We start from the raw sequence: 20,884 nt of genomic DNA on the forward strand, positions 1-20,884 counted from the left end.
AAATGTTCTCAAAAAGTTCTTTACAGGCGGTTAAGGATATGAGAACAAATTGGCAACAACGGAATGCACCCGAGCAGGAGACATGAAGATGCTGACCCAGATCATCGACACCGCCCGCCGCAACCACGACACGCTTGCCGCCGATGCGATCGGCGTGGCCGCGCTGGTGGTCATGCTGGTGGCCGGGCTTCACCTGCCGGTTCTGTCCTGAGTTTCTGCCTGCGTACCTGAACCGAGGGCCGCGCATCCCTGTCCCGATACGATGCGCTTATCTGAGATACTGCCTGTCTCTCACACCTGTCCCAAGGGTCTGCCTCTGACCCGCCTTCGGCCCCCCAGGATGCGCCACTGTCCGCCGCCGTCCCCGTGACGCGCGGCGGATTTTTTTGGCTGGATCAGGGGATCAGGCGGATTGATGCGCCTCGATCTCGGCCATCGCCTCGGCCGTGGCCTCGATCGACAGCAGGATCGAGGCGTGCCGGTTCCTGTAGTCGCGCGCGGGGCGCAGCACTTCGAACCCGTCGAAGGGGGCGGCCGGGGTTGGTCCGTCTTCCTTGAGCAGCGCACGAAGCGCATCGCGCGCCTCTTCGACCTGGGTGCGGGTGCAGCCGATGATCGCGCCGCCGACCACCGCCGCCGCCGCCTGACCCAGCGCGCAGGCCTTCACATCCTGCGCGAACTCGGCCACCCGGCCGTCGCGCATCACCACGTCCACCGTGACGGTCGAGCCGCAAAGCGGCGAGCGTTTGCGCACGCTGGCCTGCGGGCTGGCCAGCCGGCCGTGATGGGGGATATCCGCCGCCAGCTCAAGGATGCGCCCGGAATAGAGCTTGATCAGGTCGGTCTCGGCTGTCATGGCTTTCCCTTCGTCTTCGGACCTCATAGATAGGCGCTGTCCCGCCCGATGCCAAAGGAAAATGCCATGACCTTCGATCCGGCCACGCTGAAATACGACGCGCAGGGGCTGATTCCCGCCATCGCGCAGGAGGCGGACGGCGGCGAGGTGCTGATGATGGCCTGGATGAACGCCGAGGCCGTGGCGCGCACGCTCGAAACCGGCCGCGTGACGTACTGGAGCCGGTCGCGGCAGGCGTTCTGGATCAAGGGCGAAAGCTCGGGCCACGTGCAGGAACTGGTCGAGATGCGGGTGGATTGCGACCGTGACTGCCTGCTTGTGCTGGTGCGCCAGACCGGCCCGGCCTGTCACACCAACCGGCGCAGTTGTTTCTACACCGCGCTGCGGGACGGCGATGAGGTCGAGATCATGGCGCCGATGGAATAGGGGGCGCTGCCCCCTCGGCCTTGCGGCCTCACCCCCGGAGTATTTCGGGCAAGATGAAGATCAAAGGCCCACCATGTTGCGGATGTCGCCGGGTGCAAGCCCCGCCGCGCGATAGGCGGCGATGGCGCGGGCGTCGTCGCGCTTGGCCAGCCGCTTGCCGGTCTCGTCGCGGATCAGGCGGTGGTGGTGGTAGACCGGCGTGGGCAGGCCCAGCAGCCTTTGCAGCAGGACATGGATCGGCGTGGCGCTGAACAGGTCGCTGCCGCGCGTGACATGGGTGATCCCCTGGGCCGCGTCATCCACCACCACGGCGAGGTGGTAAGAGGTGCCCATGTCGCGCCGCGCGATCACAATGTCGCCGATGGCGGACAGGGCGGTGGCGGGATCGGTGGCGATCCGGCCGGTTTCGCCATCTGGCCCGGCGCCGGTTTCGTCAAAGCCGACCGGGCCGGTGCGGGCAAGCGCGCGCGCCATGTCGAGCCGCAGCGCGCAACCGGACGGGACCGGCCCGGCGGGCGGCGTCGCGGGCCGGCAGGTGCCGGGATAGACGATGCCGTCGGGGCCGGTCACCGGCGTTCCCTCCTGCGGGGCGCTGGCGGCGGCGGCGATGTCGCGCCGGTTGCAATGGCAGGGGTAGAGAAGCCCGTTAGTCCACAATATATCAATGGCTTCGGCGTAACTTTTCATGTTGTCCGACTGGCGCAGGACCGGGGTCGGCCAATCGAGGCCCAGCCAGTGCAGGTCGTCGTATATCTGCGCCTCCCATTGCGGGCGGGCGCGGCTTTGGTCGATATCCTCGATCCGCAGCAGGAAGCGGCCACCGGCAGCCTGCGCCATGTCGAAGGCGACCAGTGCCGCGAAGGCGTGGCCCAGATGCAGCGGGCCGGTGGGGGACGGGGCGAAGCGGGTGCGGATTGTCACGCTTTTTCAGGTGTATAGGCGTTTCTGTTGAAGTGGTTTCCGGGCGTGTCGCGCCCGGTCCATACCGCCAGCATAAGGCGCGGGATCAGGCGGCGTCCAGTGCGCTCTGATCCAGCCATGCGGCCCAGGCGGCCTTGGCCCGGTCGGTATAGGCCTTGTAGCGGTCCTTGCGTCCGCGCCGCCCGCCTTTCAGCCCGTCGACCGGGCGGAACAGGCCGAAATTGACGTTCATCGGCTGAAAGGTCTTGGCCTCGGCGCCGCCGGTGATGTGGTGGATCAGTGCGCCCATCGCGGTGTCCTGCGGCACCTGCGGCAGGGTCTGGCCGAGGATTTCGGCGGCGGCCATGCGCCCCGCCAGAAGGCCCATCGCCGAGGATTCGACATAGCCCTCGACCCCGGTGATCTGGCCGGCGAAGCGGATATTGGGGCGCGATTTCAGGCGCATCTGTGCATCCAGCAGCGTGGGCGAATTGATGAAGGTGTTACGGTGGATGCCGCCCAGCCGGGCGAAGCTGGCGTTTTCCAGCCCGGGTATCATGCGGAACACGTCGGTTTGCGCGCCGTATTTCATCTTGGTCTGGAAGCCCACGATGTTGAACAGCGTGCCGAGCGCGTTGTCGCGGCGCAGTTGCACCACCGCATAGGGCTTGTCCGAGGGCGCGTGCGCATTGGTCAGCCCGATCGGCTTCATCGGTCCGTGGCGCAGGGTTTCGCGCCCGCGTTCTGCCATCACCTCGATCGGCAGGCAGCCGTCGAAATAGCCGGCGGTTTCGCCCTCGTGAAACTCGGTCTTGTCGGCGGCCAGCAGCGCGTCGATGAACGCCTCGTATTGCGGTTTGGTCATCGGGCAGTTGAGATAGGCCTTTTGCTCGGCTTCCGTCTCGCCCTTGTCGTAGCGCGACTGCGCCCAGACCACCGACATGTCGATGCTGTCGGCATAGACGATGGGGGCGATGGCGTCGAAAAAGGCCAGCCGCTCGGCCCCGGTTTCGCGCGCGATGGCCTGCCCCAGCGCGTCCGAGGTCAGCGGCCCGGTGGCGATGATCCAGTGGCCGGTATCGGGCAGGCCGGTGATTTCCTCGTGGCTGACCGATACGTTCGGCAGCGCGTGCAGCGCATCGGTGACGGATTGGGAAAACGGGTCGCGGTCCACCGCCAGCGCGCCGCCCGCGGGCAGGCGGTGGCGGTCGGCCATCTGCATGATCAGCCCGCCGGCCTGCCGCATTTCCCAGTGCAGCAGCCCCACGGCGTTCTGTTCGTCATCGTCGGACCGGAACGAGTTGGAACAGACCATTTCCGCCAGGTTGCCGGTGCGGTGGGCAAAGGTTTCGACCTTGGGGCGCATTTCGTGGATGACCACGTTCACGCCCGCGCGCGCGGCCTGCCAGGCGGCCTCGGAGCCGGCCATGCCGCCGCCGATGATATGCAATGTCTTGTCCATGCCCGCCATCTAGGGGATCGCGGGCGGTTTGGAAAGGATCGTGTTGCCGGTCGCGGCTTATTGCTGCCAGTCGGGCGGGCGTTTTTCCAGGAAGGCGGCGATGCCCTCGGCGGTGTCGCGGTAGAGCATGTTCTGCACCATCACGTCGCCCGCATAGTCATAGGCGGCGTCGAGCGGCATTTCGATCTGGTTATAGAACGCCTCCTTGCCGATCTTGACGGCGGCGCCCAGCTTGGCGGCGACGGTCTCGGCCAGTTCCTGCGTGACGGTGTCGAGCTGTTCATGCGGCACGACGCGGTTGACCAGCCCCAGCGCCTCGGCCCGTTCGGCGGGGATGAACTGTCCGGTGCTGAGCATTTCGAAGGCGTGCTTGCGCGGGATGTTGCGGCTGAGCGGGACCATCGGGGTCGAGCAGAACAGCCCGATATTCACGCCGTTCACCCCGAATTTCGTGCCCTCGGCGGCCACGGCCATGTCGCAGCTGGCGACAAGCTGGCAGCCCGCGGCGGTGGCGATGCCGTGGGCCTGTGCGATCACCGGCTGGGGCAGGCTGCGGATCGTCGTCATCATGCGCGCGCAGCGGTCGAAGAGATCCTTGAAATAGGCCTTGCCGCCATCCTCGGCCTGGCGGCCGGCGGTCATCTCCTTCAGGTCGTGGCCGGCGCAGAACACCTTGCCCGCGCCCTTGATGATCACCGCGCGGGTGGCGGTGTCGTGCCTGAGCCGGTCGAACTCGGCCTGCAGCGCGGCGAGCATCGCATCGCTGAGCGCGTTCAGCTTTTCCGGGGCGTTCAGTGTCAGGTGGGCGACCGCGCCCGTGTCGTGACGTTCCAGCAGAGCCATCTTGTCCTCTCCTCCAATTCCGGCCAAGTCTACGCACGGGACGGGACGGAGGACAAGATGACCCTGAAGATGACGGCCGAGGAACTGGATGCCTTCATGCACCGCGAATTTCCGCAGATGGCTGTGGATTTCGCGATCGACAGGCTGGCGCCGATGGAGATCGACCTGCGCCTGAAGGTCGAGGATCGCCACCTGCGGCCCGGCGGCACGGTGTCGGGCCCGTCGATGTTCGGCCTGGCCGATTGCGCGATCTACCTGGCCACGCTGGCGATGATCGGGCCGCAGGGGCTGGCGGTGACGACGAATGGCAGCATCGATTTCATGCGCAAACCGGCCGCCGGAAAGGATGTCGTGGCGAAATGCCGGTTGCTGAAACTGGGCCGCGTGCTGGCGGTGGGCGATGTGCTGATGATGTCGGACGGGATGGATCAGCCGGTGGCGCGGGCCACGATGACCTATTCGATTCCGCCGCGCTGAGCGCCGGCCGGGGCAGGGGGGCGCTTCCGTTTGGGCGGTTCGTAACGGAGGGCATCGCCCGGCCGGGAGGCGGCCGTGCGATGCCCGGGCGGGTATTCCCCGGGACAGGAAACCTAGCGCAGCAGCCTGCGCACGTAGCCCGGCAGGGCGAAGGCGGCCTTGTGCACCTCGGGCGTGTAGTAGAACGGGTCGAGCCCCGCCGCCTGGAACCGGCCCTGCAGCACGTCGAGGGGGGTGGCGCGCGCGTCGCTGTCGCTGCCCCAGCCGAAGGCCATCGGCCCGCCCGCATAGGTCGGGATCGTGGCGAGATAGCAGGTGGCGTCGGCGAACAGCGCGGTGAAGGCCCGCATCGTGTTGCTCAGTTCGTCCGGTTGCAGGAAGGGCACGCCGTTCTGCGTGACAAGGATGCCGTCCGGGGCCAGGGCGCGCTTGGCATGGCCATAGAACGTGTCGGTAAAGAGCACCTCGCCCGGGCCGACGGGATCGGTGGAATCGACGATGATCACGTCATAGCCGCCCGGCGTGTTGCGCATGAAATCCGCGCCGTCGGCGATCACCAGGTCGAGCCGCGGATCGTCGAAGGCGCCCTGGCTGAGCGCGGGCAGGTATTGTCTGGAAAACTCCACCACCCCGGCGTCGATCTCGACCATCGTCACATGGGTGACGCCGGCATGTTTCAGCACCTCGCGCGCCATGCCGCCATCGCCGCCGCCGACGATGCAGACGCGCTGCGCCGCGCCATGCGCCAGGATCGGCACATGGGTCAGCATCTCGTGATAGATGGCGTTGTCGCCTTCGGTGGTCTGCACCACGTCGTCGAGCGTCAGGACCCGCCCGAAGGTCGGGTTCTCGAACACGCGCAGGCGCTGGTGGTCGGTTTCGCTGTCGTAAAGCAGCCGGTCCACGCGCAGCGATTGCGCGTAGTCGGCGTGCAGCTTCTCGGTCGACCAGTCGCTCATGCCGCCACGCCCGCCTCGGCGACCACGCCTTCGCCGCGGCGCAGTTCGCGCACGCGCACGTCCGAGGTGTCGAAGGCCCGCGCCAGCACGCCCACGGCCAGCCGGGGCCGCGCGTCGCCGCACATGAACACGTCGAAGGCGCCATAGCCGATCTCGGGCCATGTGTGCACCGAGATGTGGCTTTCGGCCAGCACCGCCACGCCGCTGACGCCCTGGGGCGAGAACTTGTGCGTGTGGATATGCAGGAGCGTCGCGCCGCAGGTATCCACGCAGTCGCGGAACGCCTGTTGAATGCGCGCCTCGTCGTCCAGCCCGGTGCCGTTCACCACCTCGATGATCAGGTGGGTGCCGGCGAACACGCCGTGTTCATCGCGGATAAAGTGATCGTCGCGCGTGTCGTCAAACAGATCGCGGTCACATGCGGGGGCGAGACCCCGCGCGGTGTCTTCCTCTTGGGCGCCTGTTGCCAGACCGTACCCCAGTTGGAAGAGGTCCATGTCTTTCATGACATTCCCCTTTCAAGCCAGCAGTGCGTTCCAGTCGGTCCCTTAGCGCCCCCCGGGAAGTCATCGCGGGTTGGGATCGGGTCCGAAAGTGAGCGGGCACCTAAGACCTTGCCGCGAGTCGTTCAAGAGGTATTTTTGCACACGCAGCGAAAAAAACCGGATCGGCGTTCCGTTGCGTCACGCAAACGGCACATGCTTGTCCTTTTCCGGGGTTGCCGGTTGAAAGGGTAAGGGAGACACGCATGATCACACCGCCGTCAGATCCGCGCCGCGCGTTGCGGGCCATCGGGCTTTTGCTGCTGGCAATCGTCTGTTTCGACCTGATGGCGGTTCTGGTGCGGGTGCTGTCGGTGCGTTACTCGGCGCTGGAACTGTCGGCCTATCGCAATGTGCTGGGGGTCATTCCCAGCCTGGCGTTGCTGGTGGCCACGGGCGAGCTGCGCCTGCGCGGCAGCAACCTGCGGATCGAGAAATGGCCGCTGGCGGTGTTGCGCGGGCTTGCCGTGGCGGTGGCGCAGGTCTGCTTTTACTCGGCGCTCGGGGTGCTGGAACTGGCCACGGTATCGGCGCTGGGGCAGACCAACGCGATGTTCGTGGTGATCCTGTCGGTGCTGCTGCTGGGTGAGCGTGTGGGGCCCTGGCGCATCGCGGCGCTTGTCGTCGGGTTCCTGGGCGCGCTGTGGATCATCCGGCCGGGCGGCGAGGCGTTCTCGGTCCATGCCCTGCTGCCGGTGGGGGCGGCGGTCTGCTACGCGTTCTCGATGATCTCGGTGCGGTTCTTCGGGCCGGGCACGTCGAACGCGCTGCTGTATCTCTATTCCTCGCTGGCCGCGGCGCTGGGGGCGATCGCGATGGCGGCGGTCACCACCGAATTCACCCCGCTGCAAAGCGTGGGCGATGCCGCGCTGATCTTCGTGATGTCGATCCTGGGCGGCACCGGGGTTCTGTTCATGATGCTTGCCTATCGCATGGGCGAGCCGTCGCTGCTGGCGCCGTTCAACTATTTCGGGCTGATCTCGGCGTTTTCGCTTGGCTGGCTGTTCTTCGGCGAGGCGCCGGTCGACACGCTGTTCCCCGGCGTGCTGCTGATCGTGGCGGCCGGGGTGCTGATCCTCTGGCGCGAGAACCGGCGCAGCACGTGAAGCCGCGATTATCTGCCGGTTTTATGGGGTATTATGATACCTATTTTGTAAGCTATTGTTTTGGCTTGTATAATTCCCGAATTGTGCGCTTGACCTGTGGATTGGCGCGTATATAACCCCGCAATCCGAATTCGGTGACGGGCTTTGCCCGGCGCCACAACTCTCAACCAGGGGTGATCCCGCATGAAAACCTTCTCTGCAACGCCTGCAGACATCGAGAAGAAGTGGATCCTGATCGACGCCGAGGGCGTTGTTCTGGGCCGTCTTGCCTCGATCGTCGCCATGCGCCTGCGTGGCAAGCACAAGCCGAGCTTTACGCCCAACATGGACATGGGCGACAATGTCATCATCATCAACGCCGACAAGGTGCAGATGACCGGCAAGAAGCGCACCGACAAGAACTATTACTGGCACACCGGCCATCCGGGCGGCATCAAGAGCCGCACCGCCGAGCAGATCCTTGAAGGGGCGCATCCCGAGCGCGTCGTCGTTCAGGCCGTCAAGCGCATGCTGCCGGGCAACCGCCTGGCGCGCCAGCAGATGACCAACCTGCGCGTCTATGCCGGCGCCGAGCATCCGCACGAGGCGCAGAGCCCCGAAGTGCTGGATGTGAAATCCATGAACTCCAAGAATACGCGGGTGTCGAACTAATGGCTGATCAGATCAATTCCCTGGAAGACCTGAAGGACGCCGTGTCCGACGATATCGCCGGCGTTCAGGGTGCGGCGGCCGACGAGGTCGCGGCGGAACCGCAACGTGACGAGCTGGGCCGTTCTTACGCCACCGGTAAGCGGAAGGACGCGGTCGCCCGTGTCTGGATCAAGCCGGGTTCGGGCAAGGTCACGGTGAACGGCAAGGAGCTGAACACCTATTTCGCACGTCCCGTTCTGCAGATGATCCTGCGCCAGCCCTTCGAAGTGGCCGGTGTCGAGGACCAGTTCGACGTGATGGCGACCGTCAAGGGCGGTGGCCTCTCGGGTCAGGCCGGTGCGGTCAAGCACGGCATCTCGAAGGCGCTGCAACTGTTCGACCCCAGCCTGCGCGCCCCGCTGAAGGCCGCCGGTTTCCTGACCCGCGACAGCCGCGTGGTGGAACGCAAGAAGTTCGGCAAGCGCAAGGCGCGCCGCAGCTTCCAGTTCTCGAAGCGTTAAGCCGTTTCAGGCACGACATGCGAAAGGCCGCCCCTTTGGGCGGCCTTTTTGCGTGCGCGGTGGCGTGGGGGCGGGCAAAAAAACAGGGGCGCCCTTTTGGGGCGCCCCGTCCGGGTCGTCACCGAGGGAACGGATCGGACAGCCTAGAGCGAGAAATCGTAGCTGAGCGTAAAGGTCAGCAGCCCGTCATTGCCGGTGGTATCGTCATCCTCGTAAAGGATGTTGAAGGCAACCTCGTCGGTGACGGCATAGGTGGCGCCAAGCTCGTAATAGGTCGAATCGTCCGCGGATTCGGTGCCGATCAGCCCCTGCAGCGACCACTTGTCGGTCAGGGCGTAATCAAGGCCCAGCTCGGCATAGGTTTCGTCGTTTTCGACGTCATAGCCCACCTCGAACGAGCTGCCCAGGCGGTCGGTCAGCCCATAGGACAGCACGGCGATCAGTTCGGCAGTGTCATAGCCGCTGTCGTCGAAGAAATAGGCCGCATAGGACAGATCAAGGCCGACACCGTTGCTGAACTCGGTGCCCCAGCCAAGGATCACGTCGATTTCCATCTGATCCGGCGACAGGGCCGAGGGCAGCGTGCCGAACCAGAGCTGGCCGTAAAACCCGTTCTTTTCCGCCTGCATGTAGAAGGACAGCGGATATTCTGCATCGGTGTTCGAATCGGTGGTCAGATCGTAGGAGGTGGCGACCGCGACACCGCCCGACAGGTTGACGCCTTCGGCACTGGCGGCCACGGGCAGAAGCGCAAGGCTGGCGCCCAGGCTGAGAAGGATTTGCTTCATTTTTCTGAAACCTCGTTGTGAATTCATGATGCGGACTGGCTGACGAGGTTTGGCTTGCCCGCCATCCCTCTAGCATATCCGCCGCATCGCGCCACAAGCTTTAATGCCGCACCGCAGAATGCGATGACAGTTTTGTTGCGCCGGGCCGGAATAATTCCGCCATGGCAGGCATTTGGCGATTTTCCGGGCAGAAAGCGGGCGCTTCGCCTAGCTATCGGGCGGAATCAGGCCCAGGCCCCGCAGGTAGACGCCGATGGCCGATTCCAGCAGCTCTTCGGGCGGGAACGGGCTGGCCCGTCCGGGCGAGTTGCGCGCGAAGAGTTCCACAACCCCGTGCGACAGCGCCCAGATATGGGCCGAGAACATGGCGGCGGGCGGGCGTTTCTCTTTCGGGATGTGCTGGCCCAGGTCGCCGGCGGCGCGTTCCAGCACGTCCCAGGCGCGGCGTGCCACGGCGGCCAGTTCCGGCGTGCGGTTCACGCTGATGCCGCTTTCGAACATGGCGATGTAATGGCCCGGATACTTGCGCGCAAAGGCCAGGTAGGCGCGGCCGGTCGCCTCGAACGCGGCCAGCGCCGAGGGTTGCCCGCTTTGATAGGCGTATTCCATCACGTCGGCGAAAATCTCGTATCCCTGGCGCGCGGCTTCGGCGATCAGGTCTTCGCGGCCCTCGAAATGGCGATAGACCGCCGCCGGGGTGACGCCCGCGCGCTTGGCGGCCTCGGACAGGGTGAAACCGGTCGGCCCCTTTTCCTCGATCAGGTCGAGCGCGGAATCGACCAGCGCCTGCCGCAGGTTGCCGTGATGATAGCCGCGCTTAGCCATCCCAGACATCCGGCCCGCCGCAGATCGCACGGTCGATGGCCCCGATGGCGCCGGCATCCTTGCGGTCATAGTCCAGCGCGTGCAGCACCGTGCGGATCACCGCCAGCCGCGCGCGTTTCTTGTCGTCCGAGCGGATCACCGTCCACGGCGCCTGCGCTGTGTGCGAGCGGTCCAGCGTTTCGCGGATCGCCTGCGAATAGGCGTCCCACCGGGCCAGCCCGTCAACGTCGATCCGGCTGAGCTTCCACTGTTTCAGCGGATCGCGTTCGCGCTGGATGAAGCGGTGCAACTGCTCGGCCCGGCCCACGTTCAGCCAGAACTTGAACAGGTGGATGCCCTCGTCCACCAGCATGTTCTCGAAATCGGGCACCTGGGCGAAGAAATGTTCGCGCTGGTCGTCGGTGCAAAAGCCGAACACCTTTTCCACAACGCCCCGGTTGTACCACGAGCGGTCGTAGAACACGATCTCGCCGCCCGATGGCAGGTGATCGACATAGCGTTGGAAATACCATTGCGTCGCTTCGGTTTCGGTGGGCTTGGCCAGCGCCACCACGCGCGCGCCGCGCGGGTTGAGGTTTTCGCGGAACCGCTTGATCGTGCCGCCCTTGCCGGCGGCGTCGCGCCCTTCGAACACGCAGGCGATGCGCGCGCCGCTTTCCCGGGCCCAGTGCTGCAGCTTGACCAGTTCGACCTGCAGACGCTCCATGTCGCGCTCATAGGCTTTATTCTTCATCCGTTCCGAATGCGGGTAGTCGGGGTTCAGGATGTCGTCCTTGTCGGCGCGGCGGATCGCGTCGCGGATCGGCTGCGGCGCGTGGTTTTCGTAATAGTCGCTGATCGCACCGTCGAATGGCAGCTCCATATGCCTCTCCTTTTTGGGGCCACTATGGAATGTGAAGGGGCTTAACGCAATCGTGCGCGGGCGGCGGCGCGGTGAATGGCGGCCTCGACCGCGTCGGGCGCGGCGTGATGGGGCATATGGCCGATGCCCTCCAGCCGGGTCAGCACCGCGCCGGGGATCTGCCGGGCCAGCGGTTCGGAATGAACCCCGATCGGCACCACCTCGTCCGCGGTGCCATGCACGATCTCGACCGGCATCGGCAGTGTGGGGTAGCGCGCGCTCATGCCCACAAGATGGGGCCGCAGCGTGTTTACCTGCCGCGCATTGGCGCGGAAACTGTCGCGCCGCAGCGTCAGCCCCGCGCCGATATGCCGGGCATAGCCGGGCGGCACCGGGTCGGGGGCAAAGATCTCGTGCAGCGCGGCGTTCAGCCGGCCATAGGGCGACCAGGCGGCGATCAGCGGCGCGAGCAGCGCACCGCCCCAGCCCGAGCCGATGATGCGATAGATCGGCCCCAGCCCGCCGGGCCACGGGTGCGATGCGCCCGCCACGACGATCAGCCCGGCGGTGTCTTCGGGCCGGGCCAGCGCCCAGGCCAGCGCCACCGCGCCGCCATAGGAATGGCCCAGCACCAGCGGGTTGCGCAGGCCCAGCCGGTCGGAGGCCGCCTGCAGCAGCGTGGCCTGTTCGGCGGGGCTTTCGGCGCGGGGTGTCCAGGGGCCATAGCCATCCGCCGCGCGTTCGGTCCAGCCAAGGCCGGGCCGGTCGAACACGGTCACGCGAAAGTCGCGGCTCAGCCTGTCGACGAAGGAAAAGGTGAAATCGCGGGTGTTGCCGCTGGCCCCGTGCAGCAGCACAAGGTCGGGGCCGGTGCCCTCTGTATGCGCGTGGACGATGCGGCCCTGCACCTCGATCAGATCGCCCGTCGGGGGATAGCGCGCCTCGGCCGCGGCCTCGTGCAGGTCGGCGCGGCGGTCGATCACCACACCGCATCCAGCCAGCGCCGCAACCGCCAGCGCCGCGCCGATCATCTCAGCCCCCGATCCTTGCAGGCTCGTATGGCGTGGTTTGGTAAATCTCGTTGATCCAGTTGCCATAAAGAAGATGCGCGTGGCTCCGCCAGCGGTTCTGCGGCGGTTGGGAGGGGTCGTCGTCGGGGTAATAGTTCATCGGCACGTTGATCGGCTCGCCGCGGTCCACGTCGCGGTCGTATTCTTCCTTCAGCGTGAAACTGTCATATTCGAGGTGGTTGAAGATATAGAGCGCGCGATGACCGGGGTCTTCGACCAGGCAGGGCCCCACCTCGTCGCTGCCCAGAAGCGTGCGCAGCCCCGGCACCTTGTCGACATCCGGCTGGCGCACCTCGGTCCAGCGGCTGACGGGGATCACGCAATCGTCGGAAAACCCGCGCAGATAGGGCGAGGCGGGCGCAAGGTTACGGTGCCGGAAACAGCCGAACGCCTTGTGATCCAGCATATGCTTGGGCACGCCGTTCAGGTAATGGATCATCGCCATGCCGCCCCAGCACACGCCGAAGGTGGAATGCACATGGGTTTGCGTCCAGTCGAAGACGCGGGTCAGTTCCTCCCAATATGTCACCTCCTCGAAGGGCAGGTGCTCGATCGGGGCGCCGGTGATGATCAGCCCGTCGAATTTCTCGCCGCTTTCCGAGACCTCGGCAAAGGGGCGATAGAACGCCTCCATATGCTCGGCGGCGGTGTTGCGGGCGGCGTGTTCGGTCATGCGGATCAGGCTCAGCTCGATCTGCAACGGCGTGGCACCGATCAGCCGCGCAAACTGGTTTTCGGTCTGGATCTTCTTGGGCATCAGGTTCAGCAACCCGATGCGCAGGGGACGGATATCCTGCCGGGCGGCCGCGTCCTCGGACATGACCATCACGCCCTCGCGCGTGAGCACGTCGAAGGCAGGCAGGTCGGAGGGCAGTTTGATCGGCATAGCGGAACCACGAATGTTGTCAGGAATGCATGGTTTAGACCCCTGCCGGGCCGGTCACAAGGGGGCAGGACGGCGGGCCCGCATTCTGCTAGGCTCGGCTTTAGCTGTGTTCCGCAAACCGCCAAAGGGGCCGTCACGATGCGTGCTGTTCTTTTCTCGATCCTTTTGCTGCTGCCCGCCGCCGTTGCCGGGCAGATCGACACATCGGCCCTGCAGCGTTGCGTCTGGGCCTGTCTTGCCGGGCCGGGCAAGGGCGACGCGGCCAGCGCGGCCTATAATGCCTGCGTGGCCGAACGCTGCTCCGAACAACCTGCCGCGCCGCAGGGCGATGCCGGACAGGGATGGGTGGCCGGGCGCACCGGCGCGGGCGTGGGCGTGGCCGGCGTCACCGGCGCGCACGAGGGGACGGGCCTTTATTACTTCTGCGGACAGGGACAAAGTTACCTGCGCGTCATCGGCGTCGACGGGGGCGAGCGCGGCATGATCGTGGTGGTGGACGGCACGCAGTTTCCGCTCAGCTTCCAACCCAACGACCGCAACCAGCCGGAATCGGCGCTGGCCTATTCCGATCCGGTGATCGGCGCGTTGCAGCGCGGTTCGCAGGTCCGGGTGATGACCTATGACGGGATCGCCGTGGTCGAGGCGACGCTGACCGGCGCGGGGCGCGCGCTGGCGCAGGTGATCTCGTCCTGCTGAGGCTGGATCAGCGCGCGGCCAGCGTGTCGGCGATCAGCCGGTCGAAATCCGCCGCCGTCCCGACCTGCGCGATATCGTCGGCGGCGACGGTCAGGCCCCAGCGGTCTGCCATCTTCTCATAACGCGGCTGGCGATGGGCCAGCGCCTGCGCATAGGTCCAGCGGATGAAATCGTCGGGATCGACGCTTTCCTCCTCCACGCCCTTTTCGTGCAGATAGCCCTGCCAGGCGCGGTCGAGGAATTCGGGCTGGTACGACATCGGCTTGGGCGCGCGGTCGAAGCGCCGGATCAAATCCCCGGTATGGGCCTCGTCGCCCTTGATCCAGACCATCAGCGTGTTTCGCGACAGCTCACTCATCAGCGGGTCGTCGGGATCGTCGGGATCGACCCATTCGCAGATCGACCCGCCGGTATCGCAGACGAAATGCGGATAGCCGTACAGCCGTTCGGCCCGGTCGATGAAATACCCGGTATCCATCAGCGCATGTATCTCGGCGGTGCGGAACTGCGCCTGCCGCCGGGTATATTCGCCATAGGCCAGCCCCCCCTTGTCGGGATCGCCCGGCTTGCCCAGGTAGGTAGACACCGGCGCCAGGTTCTCGAAGGTGATGTTCGAGCCGATATAGATCGAATCCGTCATCAGCAGATCGCGCAGGAAGGGCACCTTCATCGCGTGCGCCTTGGCGTTGTCGGCGATGTATTCGCCCATGTAGCGGGTGCCGATGCGGTAATCTATCGAGTAATGGAACCAGTCGCCGCTGTCGCGCAGCATCCGCGACACATGCGTCTTGCCCAGACCCGACATGGCAAAGAGCAGCACCCGCTTGCGCGGCGCGCGCAGCCAGTCGTCGGCGGTTTCGTACAGCATGGCCCGGTCCCTTATTGCCCCCAACCACCTGTTAGCCGCAGCCGGGGGCCCGGTCAAACGCTCAGGCGCGGGCGCGCGCCGCGCGGGTTTCCGTCCAGATGTTCAGGTAGTTGCCGCCGAAGATGAACAGCGCGCCCAGGACCACCGCCGCCTCCAGCGGTTCGTCGTAAAGCGCCATGCCCACCACCGCGATCAGCGGCAGCCGCGCGAAATCCAGCGGCACGACGACGGTGGCGGGTGCAAGGCTCAGCGCGTTGGTCAGGCAGAAATGCGCCAACAGCCCGGCACAGCCGATCAGCACCAGCCAGGGCAGGGTGGTGGCGTCGGGCAGGGCGATATCGCCGTCGAACCCGGCGCATACCAGCCCCATCACCGCCTGCATCACCGTCATGTAGAACAGGATGCAGGTCAGCGTCTCGCTCCGCGTCAGCCGCTTGGTAAAGATGATCGAGACCGCAAAGCCGATGGCCGACAGCGCCGCGGTCAGGATGCCGGCATTCAGGGTCTCGGGGCTGGGCCGCGCCACGATCAGGATACCGACAAAACCCATCATGGCCGCCAGCACCCGCACCCGCGTGAACCGCTCGCCCAGCACCAGCGGCGACAGCACCAGCACCCACAGGGGCGAGGTGAATTCCAGCGCGAACACCTGCGCCAGCGGAATCACCGTCACGGCATAGAACCACAGGTTCTGCGCGCTGAAATGGCCGATATTGCGGATCAGGTGCAGCCCCTTGTGCCGCCGCGTGATCTGCCCCAGCGTGCCCGCCCAGGCGCCGACCGCCAGCACGATCGCCAGCCCGACGAAGCTGCGATACATCATGATCTCGAACGTATCGAGCGACAGGCTCACCGCGCGCCCGGCCACCGCCATCGACGAAAACGATGCGATCGCCCCGGTCATCCACAGGGCGGCCACCAGCACGTTGCGCGATCCGCTGTCGGTCATGGCGTCGTCCTTCATCGTTCGGTGAAATACTCTCGGGGGGTGAATTTGCCGCAAGGCAAAGAGGGGGGCAGACGCCCCCCTCGATCCGGGTGCCGTCAGGCGCAACCGGCGGGGATCATTCCCACTCGATCGTGCCGGGCGGTTTGCTGGTCACGTCATAGGTGACGCGGTTGATGCCCTTGACCTCGTTGATGATGCGGGTGGCGGTTTCGCCCAGGAAATCGTGGCTGAACGGGTAGTAATCCGCCGTCATCCCGTCGACGCTGGTCACTGCGCGCAGGGCGCAGGCGTAGTCATAGGTGCGCCCGTCGCCCATCACGCCCACGGTGCGCACCGGCAGGATCGCGACGAAGGCCTGCCAGATCTCGTCATACAGCCCGTGCCTGCGGATCTGGTCGATATAGACCGCGTCGGCCTTGCGCAGGATATCCAGCTTTTCGCGGGTGATCTCGCCGGGGCAGCGGATGGCAAGGCCCGGCCCGGGGAACGGATGCCGCCCGATGAAGCTGGCGGGCAGGCCCAGTTCGTGCCCCAGCGCGCGCACCTCGTCCTTGAACAGCTCTCGCAGCGGTTCCACCAGTTTCAGGCCCATCTTTTCCGGCAGGCCGCCCACGTTGTGATGGCTCTTGATGGTGACCGAGGGGCCGCCCGAGAAGGACACGCTTTCGATCACGTCGGGGTAGAGCGTGCCCTGCGCCAGGAACTCGGCGCCCTCGATCTCGCCGGCGTATTTCTGGAACACGTCTATGAACAGACGGCCGATGGTTTTTCTCTTTTGTTCCGGGTCGCTTACGCCCTCAAGTTCACCCAGGAACAGGTCGGATTCATCGGCGTGGATCAGCGGGATATTGTAGTGGTCGCGGAACATCGTGACCACCTCCTGCGCCTCGTTCAGCCGCAGCAGCCCGTGATCGACGAAGACGCAGGTCAGCTGGTCGCCGATCGCCTCGTGGATCAGGACGGCGGCGACCGAGCTGTCGACGCCGCCCGACAGCCCGCAGATCACCTGCTTGTCGCCCACCTGTTCGCGGATCTTGCGGATCGCTTCCTCGCGATAGGCGCCCATGGTCCAGTCGCCCGTGAACCCGGCATCGCGGACGAAGTTTTCATAAAGCGTGCGGCCGTTCGGCGTGTGATGCACCTCGGGGTGGAACTGCACTGCGTAGAACCGGCGATCCAGGTCCGCCGTGATCGCGAAGGGCGCGCCGGGCGATGTGCCCAGAACCTCGAATCCCGGAGCGATTTCAGATACATGGTCGCCATGGCTCATCCAGACCTGTTCGCGCCCCGAGCCATCCATGAACCAGCCGTTCAGGAAATCCGGGCGCGGCCCCCCGGTCGGGGTCACGTAGGCGCGGCCGAATTCGGCCGTGGCATGTTCGCCCGCTTCGACCTTGCCGCCCAGATCCTGCATCATCACCTGCTGGCCGTAGCAGATACCGAGGATCGGCACGCCCATCTCATAGGCTTTCCCGGGCGGCCGGGGCGAGCCTTCGCGCATCACCGAATCCGGCCCACCGGAAAAGATGATCGCGCGGGGGGCGTAGGCATCCAGGAACGCGTCGGTGACGTTCTGGTAGGGGTGGATTTCGCAATAGACGTTCAGCTCGCGCAGGCGGCGCGCGATAAGCTGCGTTACCTGGCTGCCGAAGTCGATGATCAGAAGGCGGTCATGGGATGTCTGGCTCATGGTTTGCCTAGTAGTGCGCCCATCGGACCGGCGCAAGAAAAAGCCGCGCGGGGGCAGGGCACCCGCGCGGCTTTCGTGGCATTGCGCGCGGTCTACCAGCGATAGGTGAACCCGGCCGCGATCTCGTGCTGGTCCATCCGCACCCCGACCGGCTGCGCCACGCCGGTCAGCGCCGGGTTGCTGCCGGTCAGCGATTTGTCGAAGGCGCGGGTATAGGACATGGTGAACCCCCAGTTCGCGTTGATCCGGTAACTGGCCCCCAGCGAGGCATGGAGCTGCGGCGTCGCCGGTGTCAGCGCGTTCAGCACCGTGCCGCTGGCGTCGAACGCCCCGGTGGCATAGCTCAGCCCGCCGCGCAGCGTCCAGCGGTCGTCCAGCCGGTAGATCGCGCCGATGCGGAACACATCCATGTCGTCCCAGCCGAACCCGATCCCGTTATCGGCGCCCAACGGTCCCTCGGGCGGGGCGTTGGGGTTGGCGATCGAGGGGATGTCGCCATAGAAAATACGCTGGTATTCGGCGGTAAAGGTCCATTGCGGGTTGGCCGCCGGGGTAAAGGCCGCGCCGATGGTGGCCACGGCGGGCACATCGAATTCACCGCCGCCCGCGAACAGCCCGGCATATTTGTCGAAGCGGTCCATGTTGATCTTGCTGCGATAGGCCGCGCCGATCGTCCACTCGGCGCTGGCCCGGTAGAGCAGCCCGATATTCAGCCCCACACCGGTCGACCAGTCGTCGCCGCGATTCGTGACGTTGCCGGGGTCGAGGGACATGCCGGAAAACGCCTCCAGCCCGGTGGCCGAAAACCGCTGGATCGCGATGATCGGCGCCACGCCCAGCGTCAGCCGGTCACTGGCCTTCCAGGCATAGTTGATGCCGATGAACGCCTGTTCCAGGTTCACGCCCAGCGGTGCCGATCCCGCGCCCAGCCCGGCGTAGAAATTGGTATCGTATTCGGTGTTCATGCCGCCATTGCCGAACATGAAGACCCCCAGCGTCGAGCGGTCGTTCAGCTTCCAGTTCACCCCGCCACAGGGGATCAGGAACACGCTGTTGCCGCTCTTGTAGGTTCCGGGCGTCAGCGGCCCGCCGGGCGATACCGTGACCGAGCGGTCGGGCGCAAAGGTCGTCAGGCAGAACCCCGCCATGTTGCCCACCGAATAGCCCGTGGCCGGGTTCTGCGCCATGCCCAGAACGCCTGTCGGCACCGCGACCCCGGCGCCGGCCATGCCCTTCGATCCGCCGCCATAGCCGTTGGCGATATAGCCGTTCGTGGCGAAAGCCGGGCCTGTCGCCAGGCCGCAGAAAACCAGTGCGCCGGCCGCAGCCAGGCGCGCGAAAACACGTGTCATGGGGTTGTCCCCTCCCTTTGGCGATGCGCCTTCGCGGCGCTTTTGTCCGATTGTGCCCGTAACGTGGGCAGCCCGTCCCTGTTCGCGTATATTCCTGAATCATGATATTAGGTTTTCGGAATGTGGTTTGTCATTTCTTTTCTCGAAAAAATTGAAAAACCGGCCGCAATGCGGCTTTGGGCGGTGCCGATGTCGCTTTTTCACGTCAGGCGACGGATTCCAGACCTGAGCGCGGCGCCGCAGGCTGTATGAGGGGAAAACCCCGCGGCATTTCGCGGGGCACCGGCGATGCAAAGGGGCAGACGATGGCAGAGGCAGGAACGCGCAAACGGGCTCGGGGTGGCGGAGGCGCGGCACGCCGCGCTGCCCGCGGGGCGGTGTCCTTCGAGACCGCGAAATATATCGAGCGCAACATCCCCGATTTCGAGGTGCTGAACGAAGAGGCGCTCCAGGTCATCGAAGAGAACGCCGAGACCGTTCTGGCCGAGATCGGGGTGAATTTCGTCAACAACCCCGCCGCGCTGGACCGCTGGCGCGATGCCGGCGCCGAGATCGACGGCGAACGCGTGCGCATCCCGCGCGGCCTTGCCCGCAAGCTGTGCGCGACCGCGCCCTCGCAATTCACCCAGCACGCCCGCAACCCCGCCCGCAATGTCGAGATCGGCGGGCGCAACCTCGTGCTGGCGCCGGTCTACGGCCCGCCCTTCGTGCATGACGCGAAGGACGGCCGCCGCTATGCCACGATGGAGGATTTCCGCAAGTTCGTGAAGCTGGGCTACATGTCGAAATGGCTGCACCATTCCGGCGGCACGGTGTGCGAGCCCACCGATATCGCGGTGAACAAGCGCCACCTCGACATGCTGCACGCCCACATGACGCTGAGCGACAAGCCCTTCATGGGCTCGGTCACCGAGAAAAGCCGCGCGCAGGACAGCGTGGACATGTGCGAAATCCTGTTCGGCAAGGAGTTCGTGCAGGACAACACGGTGATGACCAGCCTGATCAACATCAACTCGCCGCTGACCTTCGACGACGTGATGATGGGCGCGCTCGAGGTCTATGCCGCGAACAACCAGGCCTGTATCGTCTCGCCCTTCATCGTGGGCGGCGCGATGGCGCCGGTTTCGGTTGCGGGCACGCTGACGCAGGTCCTGGCCGAGGTTCTGGCCGGCATCGCCTACAGCCAGCTGGTCCGCCCCGGCGCGCCGGTGATCTTCGGTGCCTTCGTGACCTCGATCGACATGAACAGCGGCGCACCCACCTTCGGCACGCCCGAGGCGGCGCAGATCACCTATGGCGCGGGGCAACTGGCGCGGCGGCTGAACCTGCCCTATCGCTCGGCGGGGTCGTTCAACGGCTCGAAACTGCCCGACGCGCAGGCGGCCTATGAAACCGCGAACACGCTGAACGTGGGCCTGCTGTCGGGCGTCAACTTCATGCTGCACGCCTGCGGCTGGCTCGAAGGCGGGCTTGTCGCCTCGTTCGAGAAATTCGTGATGGATGCCGACCAGCTCGGTGCGCTGCACAAGATGGCGCAGGGCGTGGCGGTCGATGCGGAGGCGCAGGCGATGGACGCGCTGCGCGAGGTCGGCCCTGGCGGTCACTACCTGGGCTGTGCGCATACCCAGGCGCATTTCCAGTCGGCCTTCTGGAAATCCGACCTGCTGGATTACAAACCCTACGAGACATGGTCGGAAGAGGGCGCGCGCGATACGATGACGCTGGCCGCGGCACGGGTGGAAAAGCTGCTGGAAGATTACCAGCAGCCCGCCATGGACCCGGCCACCGCCGAGGCGCTGGCCGCCTTCGTCGCCGAGAAAAAGGCCTCCGAACCCGACGCCTTCAGCTAAGGCCGTCCTGCGGCGGCTGCGGGGCGCGGATCAGCCGCGCCTCGCCCATCATGGCGATCAGCACGCTGACATGTCGCATCGGCGAATAACCGGCATCGCCCGCGCGTCGTGCGGTATCCAGGTCGTGCTCGATCTCCATCAGCGACAACAGCGCCGCGCCGCTGCCCGGAAGTGCGACGCATTTCAGCAGTGGGCGCAGATGCGCGTTGCGGCGATACTCCGTTGCGCCCAGCCGCGCGGCGCGCAGCAGCAGGCGGGGGCGGCGCAGCTGGTGCAGCATGGTTGTGATGTCCTGCATGGGGCCTCCTTCGACATGGAATGCCCCAGCTAAACACAACCTGAGCGGG

The 20,884-nt window shown here is 65.7% G+C and carries 25 protein-coding genes; 9 read left to right on the plus strand and 16 right to left on the minus strand.

Annotation, left to right across the window (positions count from 1 at the left end):
- Positions 1–88 precede the first annotated feature (88 nt).
- Complete coding sequence (locus F3H87_RS22090) at positions 89–211, plus strand: hypothetical protein (RefSeq protein ID WP_262974985.1); 123 nt, start codon at positions 89–91, stop codon at positions 209–211.
- A 192-nt stretch (positions 212–403) separates the two neighbouring features.
- Here F3H87_RS22090 and F3H87_RS14235 read toward each other — a convergent pair whose 3' ends face one another.
- Positions 404–856 carry an iron-sulfur cluster assembly scaffold protein gene (locus F3H87_RS14235; RefSeq protein ID WP_149787557.1) on the minus strand — a complete coding sequence of 151 codons (453 nt, stop codon included), beginning with the start codon at positions 854–856 and terminating at the stop codon, positions 404–406.
- 66 nt (positions 857–922) lie between these two features.
- Here F3H87_RS14235 and hisI point away from each other — a divergent pair, with 66 nt between their 5' ends.
- Positions 923–1,282, plus strand: coding sequence for a phosphoribosyl-AMP cyclohydrolase (gene hisI / locus F3H87_RS14240; protein ID WP_188129167.1), 360 nt, complete (start codon positions 923–925; stop codon positions 1,280–1,282).
- A gap of 60 nt (positions 1,283–1,342) precedes the next feature.
- Here hisI and gluQRS read toward each other — a convergent pair whose 3' ends face one another.
- The 3 genes from gluQRS to F3H87_RS14255 all read right to left on the minus strand — a co-directional run bounded on the left by gluQRS (position 1,343) and on the right by F3H87_RS14255 (position 4,487).
- Entirely contained in the window at positions 1,343–2,197 is an 855-nt protein-coding gene (gene gluQRS / locus F3H87_RS14245) for a tRNA glutamyl-Q(34) synthetase GluQRS (RefSeq protein WP_149787690.1), read from the minus strand.
- A 91-nt stretch (positions 2,198–2,288) separates the two neighbouring features.
- Complete coding sequence (gene trmFO, locus F3H87_RS14250; protein WP_149787559.1) at positions 2,289–3,644, minus strand: methylenetetrahydrofolate--tRNA-(uracil(54)-C(5))-methyltransferase (FADH(2)-oxidizing) TrmFO; 1,356 nt, start codon at positions 3,642–3,644, stop codon at positions 2,289–2,291.
- A gap of 57 nt (positions 3,645–3,701) precedes the next feature.
- A complete protein-coding gene (locus tag F3H87_RS14255) occupies positions 3,702–4,487 on the minus strand; it encodes an enoyl-CoA hydratase (protein ID WP_149787560.1) in 786 nt (261 codons plus the stop codon).
- Between the two features lie 57 nt (positions 4,488–4,544).
- Between F3H87_RS14255 and F3H87_RS14260 the strand changes: the two genes are divergently transcribed.
- The gene (locus tag F3H87_RS14260; RefSeq protein ID WP_149787561.1) at positions 4,545–4,964 is read left to right on the plus strand and encodes a PaaI family thioesterase; all 420 of its coding nucleotides are present in this window, start codon (positions 4,545–4,547) and stop codon (positions 4,962–4,964) included.
- A 113-nt stretch (positions 4,965–5,077) separates the two neighbouring features.
- Here F3H87_RS14260 and speE read toward each other — a convergent pair whose 3' ends face one another.
- Positions 5,078–5,923, minus strand: coding sequence for a polyamine aminopropyltransferase (gene speE / locus F3H87_RS14265; RefSeq protein WP_149787562.1), 846 nt, complete (start codon positions 5,921–5,923; stop codon positions 5,078–5,080).
- Positions 5,920–6,429 carry an adenosylmethionine decarboxylase gene (gene speD, locus F3H87_RS14270; RefSeq protein ID WP_149787563.1) on the minus strand — a complete coding sequence of 170 codons (510 nt, stop codon included), beginning with the start codon at positions 6,427–6,429 and terminating at the stop codon, positions 5,920–5,922. Before speD ends, speE begins: the two co-directional genes overlap by 4 nt.
- A 242-nt stretch (positions 6,430–6,671) precedes the next feature.
- On the opposite strand from speD, the gene F3H87_RS14275 reads away from it, so the two are divergent.
- From F3H87_RS14275 to rpsI, 3 genes are all read left to right on the plus strand, one after another.
- Positions 6,672–7,571, plus strand: a complete 900-nt coding sequence (locus F3H87_RS14275) for a DMT family transporter (protein WP_149787564.1) — start codon at positions 6,672–6,674, stop codon at positions 7,569–7,571.
- 183 nt (positions 7,572–7,754) lie between these two features.
- On the plus strand, positions 7,755–8,222 hold the full coding sequence (rplM, locus tag F3H87_RS14280) for a 50S ribosomal protein L13 (RefSeq protein WP_149787565.1): 468 nt from the start codon (positions 7,755–7,757) through the stop codon (positions 8,220–8,222).
- On the plus strand, positions 8,222–8,722 hold the full coding sequence (gene rpsI / locus F3H87_RS14285; RefSeq protein WP_149787566.1) for a 30S ribosomal protein S9: 501 nt from the start codon (positions 8,222–8,224) through the stop codon (positions 8,720–8,722). Before rplM ends, rpsI begins: the two co-directional genes overlap by 1 nt.
- 143 nt (positions 8,723–8,865) lie before the next feature.
- Here rpsI and F3H87_RS14290 read toward each other — a convergent pair whose 3' ends face one another.
- From F3H87_RS14290 to metA, 5 genes are all read right to left on the minus strand, one after another.
- Entirely contained in the window at positions 8,866–9,510 is a 645-nt protein-coding gene (locus tag F3H87_RS14290; protein WP_188129168.1) for a translocation/assembly module TamB domain-containing protein, read from the minus strand.
- A 207-nt stretch (positions 9,511–9,717) separates the two neighbouring features.
- On the minus strand, positions 9,718–10,335 hold the full coding sequence (locus F3H87_RS14295) for a TetR/AcrR family transcriptional regulator (RefSeq protein ID WP_149787568.1): 618 nt from the start codon (positions 10,333–10,335) through the stop codon (positions 9,718–9,720).
- The gene (ppk2, locus tag F3H87_RS14300) at positions 10,328–11,197 is read right to left on the minus strand and encodes a polyphosphate kinase 2 (protein WP_149787569.1); all 870 of its coding nucleotides are present in this window, start codon (positions 11,195–11,197) and stop codon (positions 10,328–10,330) included. Before ppk2 ends, F3H87_RS14295 begins: the two co-directional genes overlap by 8 nt.
- Before the next feature lie 41 nt (positions 11,198–11,238).
- Positions 11,239–12,207 (minus strand): alpha/beta fold hydrolase, encoded by a 969-nt coding sequence (locus tag F3H87_RS14305; RefSeq protein ID WP_149787571.1) that lies wholly within the window; start codon positions 12,205–12,207, stop codon positions 11,239–11,241.
- 1 nt (position 12,208) lies between these two features.
- Positions 12,209–13,132 carry a homoserine O-acetyltransferase MetA gene (gene metA, locus F3H87_RS14310; RefSeq protein WP_149787572.1) on the minus strand — a complete coding sequence of 308 codons (924 nt, stop codon included), beginning with the start codon at positions 13,130–13,132 and terminating at the stop codon, positions 12,209–12,211.
- 138 nt (positions 13,133–13,270) lie between these two features.
- Between metA and F3H87_RS14315 the strand changes: the two genes are divergently transcribed.
- Positions 13,271–13,828: a hypothetical protein gene (locus tag F3H87_RS14315; protein WP_149787573.1), complete on the plus strand. Its 558-nt coding sequence runs from the start codon at positions 13,271–13,273 to the stop codon at positions 13,826–13,828.
- A 7-nt stretch (positions 13,829–13,835) separates the two neighbouring features.
- Here F3H87_RS14315 and F3H87_RS14320 read toward each other — a convergent pair whose 3' ends face one another.
- From F3H87_RS14320 to F3H87_RS14335, 4 genes are all read right to left on the minus strand, one after another.
- Positions 13,836–14,696: an ATPase gene (locus tag F3H87_RS14320; protein WP_149787574.1), complete on the minus strand. Its 861-nt coding sequence runs from the start codon at positions 14,694–14,696 to the stop codon at positions 13,836–13,838.
- A 61-nt stretch (positions 14,697–14,757) separates the two neighbouring features.
- A complete protein-coding gene (locus tag F3H87_RS14325; RefSeq protein WP_223228073.1) occupies positions 14,758–15,645 on the minus strand; it encodes a DMT family transporter in 888 nt (295 codons plus the stop codon).
- Between the two features lie 115 nt (positions 15,646–15,760).
- Entirely contained in the window at positions 15,761–17,335 is a 1,575-nt protein-coding gene (gene guaA / locus F3H87_RS14330; protein WP_149787576.1) for a glutamine-hydrolyzing GMP synthase, read from the minus strand.
- A 92-nt stretch (positions 17,336–17,427) separates the two neighbouring features.
- The gene (locus F3H87_RS14335; protein ID WP_149787577.1) at positions 17,428–18,687 is read right to left on the minus strand and encodes an OmpP1/FadL family transporter; all 1,260 of its coding nucleotides are present in this window, start codon (positions 18,685–18,687) and stop codon (positions 17,428–17,430) included.
- Between the two features lie 120 nt (positions 18,688–18,807).
- Between F3H87_RS14335 and F3H87_RS22095 the strand changes: the two genes are divergently transcribed.
- Positions 18,808–18,939, plus strand: a complete 132-nt coding sequence (locus F3H87_RS22095; RefSeq protein ID WP_262974986.1) for a hypothetical protein — start codon at positions 18,808–18,810, stop codon at positions 18,937–18,939.
- A 53-nt stretch (positions 18,940–18,992) separates the two neighbouring features.
- A complete protein-coding gene (locus F3H87_RS14340; RefSeq protein ID WP_149787578.1) occupies positions 18,993–20,537 on the plus strand; it encodes a trimethylamine methyltransferase family protein in 1,545 nt (514 codons plus the stop codon).
- Here F3H87_RS14340 and F3H87_RS14345 read toward each other — a convergent pair.
- The gene (locus F3H87_RS14345; protein ID WP_149787579.1) at positions 20,530–20,835 is read right to left on the minus strand and encodes a DUF6477 family protein; all 306 of its coding nucleotides are present in this window, start codon (positions 20,833–20,835) and stop codon (positions 20,530–20,532) included. The genes F3H87_RS14340 and F3H87_RS14345 overlap by 8 nt on opposite strands.
- Positions 20,836–20,884 lie beyond the last annotated feature (49 nt).

The sequence above is a fragment of the Lutimaribacter pacificus genome, assembly GCF_900142185.1.
GTDB lineage: Bacteria > Pseudomonadota > Alphaproteobacteria > Rhodobacterales > Rhodobacteraceae > Lutimaribacter > Lutimaribacter pacificus.